This window comes from Roseovarius albus, from assembly GCF_900172335.1.
GTDB classification, from domain to species: domain Bacteria; phylum Pseudomonadota; class Alphaproteobacteria; order Rhodobacterales; family Rhodobacteraceae; genus Roseovarius; species Roseovarius albus.
This window is the reverse complement of the sequence record NZ_FWFX01000005.1, coordinates 297,329-306,658: the sequence shown is the minus strand read 5'-3', so window position 1 is coordinate 306,658 and position 9,330 is coordinate 297,329. Positions and strand designations below refer to the sequence as shown.

The following is a 9,330-nucleotide window of genomic DNA, read 5'->3' as shown; positions in this document are numbered from 1 at the left end:
TTGTGCGCCTCAGCGCCGCCGGTGAAGGGGGTTCTATGCTTACCCACCAAAACCCGCAACCCCTTTTTTATAAAAAATACTCAAAAACTCACCTTTTATAAAAAATAAAACAATATCAATTGGATAGTATGGGTTTCCTCCGAAATATAACGCCGCCAACGTCAATACGAACCCCCCTGCTTTCAGTCCGAACACTACATCTAGGCCCAAATCACCACTTATCCACCAATTTACACACAGACTCACCTAAAGATTCAGAAGGAGACCTGTCTGAATTGCGACAGTTGATGAGGAATCGCCCTAAGTGAATCGCGTTAATGATTGATTAACCCTCACCGGATAGCGTTCAACTAGCATCAAATGCACTTTGAATTCGGCATCGCTACTGCAGCAATACAAACAAGAACGTGTTAGCGCTTCATCATTTGGATGCCAGATTGGTTCATCGTCCTGCACCATATATATGAGAGCCACAGGGTTCCCCTCTAAAGTAAAGCAGGGTCTCATCTGGATTAGAGGGCACGCCACGGGTTGCGCATTGAGCTGCCGGTCAGCCCTCTTGCAGTTCAGTAATCAGTTTCACCAAAGCATCATGAATTGCAGGGTTGTTCAGGTTAGTAATGCCGTTCCGCAAAGCGCGCGCACTTTTGTTGGATAAAAGCTCGAGGCACTTCAGATGCTCCGCGCGTGAGGCATCTCCATCATAGCCGATGTCTTCTTGCACCAACGCGATAAGTTCCACAGGCGTAACCTGTAACGCCCGCGCTATCGCAAAAAGACGGCTGATCGAGATTCTGTTCGCTCCAGTTTCATACTTCTGAACTTGTTGGAATTTGACCCCTGATGCGCTTCCGAGGTCACTTTGTGTAAGGTCCGCTGCGCGACGGTGGTATCTGATGATCTTCCCCATGGCGCAATCAATCTCTTGGGCGGTAGGCATAACGATTCTCCAAACGGGCAATTGCAACTTCTTGCAAATCTGATTTCCATTTCTCCAACTGCTGCTTTCGCAATCGCTTTTCAGGCAACCGACTTTTTTCAGGCAACCGACTTAAAGATTAATAATAGAAAGGGCCCTGTAAGCCTTAGGCGATAATGCTGTAATACCTGCAGTCTCAGGTTGAATTAAGCCCTGAAGGGCTCAGGAGATCAAATCAGAAAAAATTCACCAACCGCGAGATGATATAAGGCGCTGTTATGCACCCCGATCCGTCATGCTTTTGATATTTTCGATCGGCGCCATAATCGCAAGTAGCGAACAACACGCGGCTGTCACCAGAAATACATTGCTTATCCCAAAGGAAACAATGGCAAAACCGCCGCCAATCGGTCCAACAAGTTGACCAAGGGATATCAGGAAGAAGACAATACCAAACCCGATTTCAGGCTGATCATTGTAAAGATAAATGCTTGCGATACCGAACAGCGCAGTAATGCCTATAAAGGTTGCGCCAAATATAGCGGCGGATAGGAAGACCAAAGCGGGTATATGAGGTGCCATTGGCAACATCAAAAAAGCACTGGCTAGGATGAGCGCGCCAATGACAAAGCAGATCTTTACACCGATCACCTGCACCAGATGACCCGCAAAACAGCCCAATATTCCAGCGACGCCGACCACAATCCAGAACATGGCGGCATTTTCTGATGACCAGCCATTGCCGCGCACCAGCAAATCTACGGCGAAGGTCCAATAAACTGATGTCACCAGACCGAACAAAAATGCGACCGCAAATAGACCAAATGCATTGCGTCGAAGAGCTGCAGAAAAACTGAAGGCTCTTTGGGCTCCGGCTTGGGAATTCTGCGGCTTCGGCAACAGACTCAGATTCCAGAATGTTGCAAGCAAAGCCAGACTTGCAAAGATCCCCCACGCCAGCCGCCAATCTACACCGGCAAATAACGCGACCGGACCCGCAAGCAGAACACCAAAGCCCGTGCCACTATTGATCCATGCATAAGACTTTTCGCGATGGGTTTCCTCAACATGACGCAGAATGATTTTTGATAGCGGCGGATAGGCCAGACCCGGGCTGGCACCCGCGATGAACACGCCCACCCCCAGTGCCCAAGCCGATGAGGCCGTCGCGATACAGCCCATGCCGATGGCAGCCGCCAACCCACCAATGACGACGGGCAGCCTGGCCCCAAACCTGGCGGACACACCGGCCCCAATCAAGGTGGCCGCCAGATAGCCAAAATAGGAGATTCCCGCAATCAGGCCGCTGACCTCGGTCGAGAGCATCAGGTCCTCCTGCATGTAGGGCAGAAACAGACCATATGCATATCTGGCCAGACCATAGGTCACTCCAACAATAGCGATACCAGCCGGGATGACCTTGGCCGGGTGTAATATGACCGCCGCGTCAGTCACCGACACGCTGAGAAAGCTGGAAGACGATGGTTTCATCGCCAGTATAGGTTTCGCTAACAACGTTAAAAGCTCCGCTCAGCTCTCTGTAACGTCGGAATTCTTCTTTGGAGTATTTCAGGCAATAGTTTGTCACGAAAGTTACGTGATCATCGCGATCTTTGAGTTGCTCACACAAAATCATGGCCTGCATCTGGTGACCATCGGCCAGTTCAACGGGAACAAGATAGCTGTGATAGTCGGAGAACAGGTTGCCCAGCGCACGGGTCAGGGCGATTTTCGAAAAACGGCGCATCGACGGGTGGTGATAAAGCGTTTGGATGTCCGCATGCCGGTCCTCAGCATAAAGCTGCATTTCCGACAGCAATAGATCGCCGGGCGTCATCATCGACTTAAACCAATCTGCGATTGTGGCCGGGTCTTCATTGCCTTCCTGAAAACCCAGCATCGTCACCAGAACCTGCGTATTCTCACCTTGTAAACTCTGGGTGTTAAAAGATTCAAAGGGAACTGTCTGATAATTGATTTTGTCGTTTGGTAATGTGTCCTGCAGCACGGATCTCATTTCTGTTTCCGAAGTCGGGTTAATATCTACACCCGTATAGGATGCAATGTCTATCCCAAGAGCACGCAAACGCTTCAGGATATGTGATGTCTTCGAGGGCTCGGGGCCCAGTTCAACATAGGTCAGAGGCCGCCCCTCACATCGTTGCGCGACGTCTTTCAGGCTTTCGTCGAGCGCCTGACCAAAGTTTTTACTGTTGGGCTCTAATCGGCCCAAGCCCGGATTCGAGAGCCCTTCGGCATTGAGCTGCTTCATAATGTTGAACACCTCAGTGAGATCTTTTGCAGCCCCGACCTCATCGCCTTGGTACTTATCTACGTTCTCCTGAAGGATGACCTGCCCTGCATCGTCACCTAAATGGAGTTGCAACGCTCGTCCAACACTGGCCCTTAAGGGTCCATCGAAGTTGTAAACTTCTCGTTGTTCAAGATTGGATAAGTATTTGGTTTTAAGCGCTTCGGACATTACGATCCTCTAATTTCTTTGGGTTTCGACATGTCAGTATGGTTAAACACTTGATACAAAACCCTGTAATCGGTAATTGTGATAGCGTATAACGGTTCGTTATAAGGTTGAATTATGCCACCACGGCTTGATATTGAGCTTCTAGAAGCCTTTGTCTCTGTTGTTGAGACAGGAAGCTTTACACATGCCAGCGAGAAATTGCACAGAACGCAACCCGCTGTCAGCATGCAGCTCAAGCGCCTTGAGGATCGGGTCGGGCAAAAACTGATTGAACGTCACGCCCGCAAGCTCGAGCTGACCGGAAGCGGCCAAGCCTTATTCTCATACGCAAAAAACATCGTTGATATGTCCGCCGAGGCGTTTCAAAAGGTAGCGGCCCCTGAACTAACGGGCGTGGTCAGGATCGGTATCCCTGAATGGTTTGCGACCGATAAGCTGCAAGAGGTCATTTGCCTCTTCAGCCGTCTGAATCCCCAGGTGAAACTAGAAATTTGTGTCGGTTATAGTTCCATGCTGCGCGAAAAGATCAAATTGGGACATCTCGATATAGCGCTAGCTATTCGCGATCCTGATAGAGACCCACCAACCAAAATCTGGCGTGAGCCACTTTACTGGGCGATTGGGCGGGAGTTTGACATCGATGCGCTCGACCCTGTTCGTTTGATCCTGTTCATCCCGCCCTGCCCGTTCCGAGCTGCGGGCGAGGCGGCATTAAACGCGATCGGGCGAGAATGGAAAGAGACCTTGTCGACCACCAGTGTGGCCGCCGTTCGGGTTGCTTTAAAATCCGGGCTGGGGGTTTCCATCCTACCGGCAGGTGCGGTCACTTCGGATTTGAGGGTGCTGCATTCTGAAGACGGTTTCCCTGATTTGCCACCAACTGAGCTGACTATATATCGCTCAAAGGGTCGGCAAAACCGAACCGTCAACGCCCTGCGCAAACATCTGGTTGATCATGTTGGCGCGGCCATTTTGAACAACGACTGACGCAATTTTTCATGGCCAGTCATAGCTAGAATGCGCGACGCTCAGAACCTTAGTGACAAACAAGACATGCCGCCATCCAGCTTGGCACATTCTGTATTGTTGATTTCGACCACATCATACCCATTCTGGCACAGCATTTCGGCGGTATGCGGAAAACCTGCAGGGCTGACAACAAACTGGTTGAACCTGATGGCATTGGCTGCGGCCTCTTCACCTTCAGGCACGTGTAAGACGCGGTAGCCTTTGAAACACCCCGACGCATCAAGGCGCTTGGTTGATAAGATCGTCTCGCCATCCAGCAAAGAGCAGTCGGTCTTGAAATGCAGCACGCCGGGTGGGGTGAAAACTTCGCGCACTGTATAACCCCAATCAGCAACGATTCCGGTCAGCTCTGCCACGCCGGTAGAATCTGTGCGATCTGAGCGCCCGACAAGGATTTCACGCCCGGTGACAAGAATGTCGCCACCTTCGATATGCCCGGGTCCCTTGATCTGGCGGACATCATCAAAGACCGCACGAATGGCGGGCTCCATTTGCGCTACTTCACCCAATCTGCTTGGCGCGCCGGGGCGCATCATCACCGCGCCAGGCTGGAGGCAAAGCGTTGTGTCTTCGACAAAAACCGAATCCGGAAAATCCTCCAGAGGAGGCAGTTCAATGACCTCGGCACCGGCATTCTTCAATGTGGAAACGTAATGGTCATGTGCAGCCTGCATCTGGGCCAAATCAGGCGTGCCGATGTCCTCCGCGCGCAAGCCGTGGGTGATGCTGGCTGCTGGGCGACGGGTGATCGCGCGGGAGAACTCGAAAGTTGGGTCTGTCATGGCGTGTTTCGATCTCTCACGCAGAATGCGATTGGTTTGGGGCACGGATTTCGATTAGCCTTGGGCCATCAACCGATTGCGCGGATTGAAGCGTCTCGGCCACAAGTGCGGGGTCGGGCCCGATGCGCCAGAACGGCATCGCGCACGACCGGGCGACATGCTCAAAGTCCGGCGGTGTCGGATCACAGCCCAGAACGGTAACCCCAACCGCCTGCATCGAGGTGGCGATTTCCTGATAGCCGAAGTTATTCCAGATCACGAAGGTAATTGGTAGCTTTTCATCCACGGCACACATCAGCTCTGGCAGACTGAACTGCGCCCCGCCATCCCCGGCGATGCAGATCACGGGTGCAGACGGATCGGCCAGGGCCGCACCGATGGCCGCCGGGATTCCGTATCCCAGCGCACCAAATCCAGTGGCGGCATTGAACCAACCACCGGGGCGGTCGTGGTCATAATACATGTTGCCCGCATAGATCGGATAAACTGAATCGCCAACGGTCAAGGCACCTGGAACAGCATCACGCATCGCATCCAGCACCTCGCAGAGCGCGCGATACTCTGGGCCAATTTCGTCATAGGCAGCTTGTCGTGTCTTTGCCGCGCGGTCAGCGCCGTTGGCCGATGTGGTTTGCCCATCAAGACTTGCCAGCATGGCCTGCACAACAAGTGCAGCATCCCCTACAATCGATAGTTCAGCATCCTGTCGGGCCAATTGTTCCGGGCACAAATCCACCCGTATCAAAGATGACACCTTGGCCATTTCGCCAGTGGCATACATATCGTAATCAGTCTGACCTAATTCGGTTCCTAGGGCCAACACCACGTCCGCCTCTTCTATCAAGGCCTGCACCGATTTCAGGCTTGGGCTAGCGGGCACGCCCAGCGGGTGCTTGTGCATAATCCCGCGCGCATTCACGGTTTGCACCACGGGCGCATCCAGCATTTCGGCCAATGCAACGATACCTTCTGCGGCCCGCCGACCTCCACCACCGGCCAGAATGACCGGGGCCTTTGCGTCAGCCAGAAGGTTAACAGCTTGTGTGACTTGAATGGGGTTGACGATGCCACCATTTGACGATGCATTGTCGTGGTCCGCCTCTGAATACTCAGCGCCGGCAACATCAAGCGGTATCTCGATATGAGTTGGACCCGGACGCCCCGCCTCAAACGGGGCAAAAGCCCGCTCCAGTGCTGGCAATAGATCCTCAGATCCCTCAATCCGTTCAGACAACAGGGCCACGGTTCTTGCCATAGCACGTTGGTCTGGCAATTCGTGCAGATGACCCAGCCCTTTGCCAAGGCTCGCGCGGGTGTTCACACCAGAGACCACTAGCATAGGCACGCTGTCCGCCCGAGCCTGACCCATTGCTGTGAGCGTATTGGCCAACCCCGGACCGGTGATCACAAAAGCCACACCCGGCTTGCCCGAGACACGCGCATAGCCATCGGCCATAAAGCCAGCCCCCTGTTCATGCCGTGGCGTGACATGGCGGATACCCGATGAGGCCAGTCCACGATAAAGCTCAACCGTGTGCACTCCGGGGATTCCAAAAACGACCTCAACCTCACGTTCAACCAGCTGGGATACCAGCGCTTCTCCAATACTTGTCATGTTGCCTCCAACTGTAACTGATTTGCGTGGGCGACGATGCGGTCGCACGCGGTTGCAAAGGTTTCATCATCAACCGTCAGGGCGACACGCACCCAATTGTCTACCGTCATGCCGAACGAGGTGCCAGGCATGACCGCGACCTTGCCGTGTTCCAGCAAGTGCAAGGCATAGTCGTTGCCGTTCATGCCGGTGGCCGACACTTCGATCATCGCGAACATGCCCGCCTGTGGCCGCAGCACCCGAAGTTGTGTCTCTTTCGACAGCAGTGCCTGCAAGCGATCAACACGCGCGGAATAACGTTGTGCCATTCCAGCCGCCACGCTTGAGCCTTCGCGAATGGCCCTTTCCGTGGCATCTGCGATGAAGGGCTGGTTGCCGAATAGCATGGTCTCGGACAGGGGCAGCAGCGCCTCGGTAAAGGCCTCGGAGCCTACACACCAACCACTACGAAAACCCGGAGCGGCGTGTGATTTGGAAATCGAGGAGACAACGACAACGCGTTCAGCCAGTTCAGCGCGAGCCAGGGGCGAGGAGAAGGCCGATCCGTCAAAGATCAGTTGATCATAAACCTCATCCGAAATGATCCACAAGTCATGCTCAATTGCCAGCTTGCCGATGGCCTCAACGTCCACATCGGTCAAAACTGCCCCGGTCGGATTGTGGGGCGTGGTCAGCAAGATGGCCGAAGTTTTGGGCGTAATCCGGGTGGCGATATCCTCTGCCGAGATGCGAAACCCGTTTTCTGGGCGCAGCGGTACGGGCACGACATCGGCTCCGCTGGCGCGGATGACGCCCTCGTAGGTGGCATACATCGGGTCCCCGACCAGCACCTCGTTGCCCGCCTCGGCCACGCCCATTAGCACGGCGTAAAGGGCTGTTTGCGTGCCCGGAAAGCACAGAACCTGATCTGCAGTGATGGCGCGACCGGTGCTTTGGGAGTAGCGTTCAGCCAAGGCATTGCGCAGCCCCGCCTCACCGCGGCCATTCGAATAGGTCGTGCGCCCGCGTTGCAGGGAATCAACCGCAGCCTCAACCAGCTCCGCTGGGGCAGAAACATCCGGCTCACCAATGGTCATCTCGATAATGTCTTGGCCCTGCGCCACCAGGTCTTTGGCCTTTGAATAGACTTCCCACTTGGCGCCACCCAAGCCTGCAAGGCGTTTTGTTATTGCTGTCTGTCTCATGACTGGCCTTCTGTTGTCTGTGTGAGTTCCAACCCGATGATCGCGCTGATCGATTCGAGCCCGATGCGCGGCAGCTCTTCTGGCTCGAAAGCATCTGGCAGTGCGCCGCCTTCCATCCACAACCCGTCCATCACGGCGTTGCAAGCAATGGCCAAACTGCGCAGGCGGGGTGGCGTGATGAGAATGTTTGCCTCGTTCAATGCCTCCCCAATCAACGCTTCAAGCCGGCCACGAAAGTCGTGGTAGGTCTGTTCGTGAATTTCAAACATCTGCGCGTCCGCGCGTACCTTGTTCAAAAAACCTGCCCACAAGGAGACCGCCCTTGGGTCCACCACCGGTGGCGTCAGCCCGCTTTCAACGAAACGCACCAAACGCGTCTTACCAGAAGTGTTTGCCTGAAGATCGGTCCCTTCGGTCAACTGGGTCATAACCTTCATGTGGTATTCATATGCGGCGCTGATCAGCTCTTCCTTGGACGAAAAATAATGCCGGATCAGTCCTTGGGTGACCTCGGCTCGCTTGGCAATTTCACGCACCGTCGCGCCCCGAATGCCTTGCTCGGCAATCAGGGTCAGAGTCGCCTCAATCAACGCTTCTTTGCGTTGCTGCGCTGGCTCGCGCCGGAATTTTGGCTCGTTTTCGGACATGCGTGTTTCTGGGTTTCTAATAGTTATACGTTTGTATAAATATTGATTTTCAACCCTTCGCAAGACAGAATTTTGAACGGCACAATGAACTAGATGTAAGCGCCTGATAAAATGGACATAAACCCACCCCACAAGAGGTGGGCATCATGAAACATAAACGGTGGGATACTCAGCGCGTTATTCGCCAATGTTGGCGTGATCAGTCAGGCATTCCGAATGGTCGCGCAACACTTCGAGTACGCGGCAGTCTTTACTTTGCCCGCCGCTACAATCAGCGATCATACGTTTGAGCTCTTTTTCCAACGCCTTGAGCCGTAAGATTCGTTGCTGCACCTGGATCAGTTGCTGTTGCGCAATCGAATCCGCCTCAGAGCAGGATTGTTCCGGATGATCTGCCAACCCCAGAAGGTCGCGGATCGCCTCCAGCGAAAACCCAAGTTGCCGCCCGTGACGCACGAAGGATAGCCTATCCAGATCCTCATGCGTATAGCGACGCTGTCCCCCAGCGGTACGCCCCGGTTCGTTCATCAGGCCGATCTGCTCGTAATAGCGGATGGTCTGCACTTTGGTGCCGGTTTTGCGGGCAAGGGTTCCGATGGTCAGCATGGCAAACCTCTAATCACTGTAGATTTAACCACACCTATGCTGCGATGACCTTGTGGACAAGTGCGA

The 9,330-nt window shown here is 53.9% G+C and carries 9 protein-coding genes; 1 reads left to right on the top strand and 8 read right to left on the bottom strand.

Annotation, left to right across the window (positions count from 1 at the left end):
- Positions 1-550 precede the first annotated feature (550 nt).
- From ROA7450_RS10310 to ROA7450_RS10300, 3 genes are all read right to left on the bottom strand, one after another.
- Complete coding sequence (locus ROA7450_RS10310; RefSeq protein WP_085805623.1) at positions 551-940, bottom strand: helix-turn-helix domain-containing protein; 390 nt, start codon at positions 938-940, stop codon at positions 551-553.
- 255 nt (positions 941-1,195) lie between these two features.
- Positions 1,196-2,410 (bottom strand): MFS transporter, encoded by a 1,215-nt coding sequence (locus ROA7450_RS10305; RefSeq protein ID WP_085805622.1) that lies wholly within the window; start codon positions 2,408-2,410, stop codon positions 1,196-1,198.
- Entirely contained in the window at positions 2,367-3,401 is a 1,035-nt protein-coding gene (locus tag ROA7450_RS10300) for an L-histidine N(alpha)-methyltransferase (protein ID WP_085805621.1), read from the bottom strand. The genes ROA7450_RS10305 and ROA7450_RS10300 overlap by 44 nt, the downstream gene beginning before the upstream one ends.
- A gap of 114 nt (positions 3,402-3,515) precedes the next feature.
- Between ROA7450_RS10300 and ROA7450_RS10295 the strand changes: the two genes are divergently transcribed.
- The gene (locus ROA7450_RS10295) at positions 3,516-4,388 is read left to right on the top strand and encodes a LysR substrate-binding domain-containing protein (RefSeq protein ID WP_085805620.1); all 873 of its coding nucleotides are present in this window, start codon (positions 3,516-3,518) and stop codon (positions 4,386-4,388) included.
- A 41-nt stretch (positions 4,389-4,429) separates the two neighbouring features.
- Here ROA7450_RS10295 and ROA7450_RS10290 read toward each other — a convergent pair whose 3' ends face one another.
- The 5 genes from ROA7450_RS10290 to ROA7450_RS10270 form a co-directional block, all read right to left on the bottom strand.
- Positions 4,430-5,212, bottom strand: a complete 783-nt coding sequence (locus tag ROA7450_RS10290; protein WP_085805619.1) for a dimethylarginine dimethylaminohydrolase family protein — start codon at positions 5,210-5,212, stop codon at positions 4,430-4,432.
- 16 nt (positions 5,213-5,228) lie between these two features.
- A complete protein-coding gene (locus ROA7450_RS10285; protein WP_085805618.1) occupies positions 5,229-6,827 on the bottom strand; it encodes a 5-guanidino-2-oxopentanoate decarboxylase in 1,599 nt (532 codons plus the stop codon).
- Positions 6,824-8,011 (bottom strand): pyridoxal phosphate-dependent aminotransferase, encoded by a 1,188-nt coding sequence (locus tag ROA7450_RS10280; RefSeq protein WP_085805617.1) that lies wholly within the window; start codon positions 8,009-8,011, stop codon positions 6,824-6,826. Before ROA7450_RS10280 ends, ROA7450_RS10285 begins: the two co-directional genes overlap by 4 nt.
- A complete protein-coding gene (locus tag ROA7450_RS10275; protein WP_085805616.1) occupies positions 8,008-8,658 on the bottom strand; it encodes a TetR/AcrR family transcriptional regulator in 651 nt (216 codons plus the stop codon). Before ROA7450_RS10275 ends, ROA7450_RS10280 begins: the two co-directional genes overlap by 4 nt.
- A 177-nt stretch (positions 8,659-8,835) precedes the next feature.
- On the bottom strand, positions 8,836-9,264 hold the full coding sequence (locus ROA7450_RS10270) for a MerR family transcriptional regulator (RefSeq protein ID WP_085805615.1): 429 nt from the start codon (positions 9,262-9,264) through the stop codon (positions 8,836-8,838).
- Between the last annotated feature and the right edge of the window lie 66 nt (positions 9,265-9,330).

Coding starts and splice junctions, on each gene's coding strand:
- ROA7450_RS10310 (WP_085805623.1), bottom strand. CDS start 940: ATGCCTACCGCCCAAGAGATTGATTGCGCCATGGGGAAGATCATCAGA.
- ROA7450_RS10305 (WP_085805622.1), bottom strand. CDS start 2,410: ATGAAACCATCGTCTTCCAGCTTTCTCAGCGTGTCGGTGACTGACGCG.
- ROA7450_RS10300 (WP_085805621.1), bottom strand. CDS start 3,401: ATGTCCGAAGCGCTTAAAACCAAATACTTATCCAATCTTGAACAACGA.
- ROA7450_RS10295 (WP_085805620.1), top strand. CDS start 3,516: ATGCCACCACGGCTTGATATTGAGCTTCTAGAAGCCTTTGTCTCTGTT.
- ROA7450_RS10290 (WP_085805619.1), bottom strand. CDS start 5,212: ATGACAGACCCAACTTTCGAGTTCTCCCGCGCGATCACCCGTCGCCCA.
- ROA7450_RS10285 (WP_085805618.1), bottom strand. CDS start 6,827: ATGACAAGTATTGGAGAAGCGCTGGTATCCCAGCTGGTTGAACGTGAG.
- ROA7450_RS10280 (WP_085805617.1), bottom strand. CDS start 8,011: ATGAGACAGACAGCAATAACAAAACGCCTTGCAGGCTTGGGTGGCGCC.
- ROA7450_RS10275 (WP_085805616.1), bottom strand. CDS start 8,658: ATGTCCGAAAACGAGCCAAAATTCCGGCGCGAGCCAGCGCAGCAACGC.
- ROA7450_RS10270 (WP_085805615.1), bottom strand. CDS start 9,264: ATGCTGACCATCGGAACCCTTGCCCGCAAAACCGGCACCAAAGTGCAG.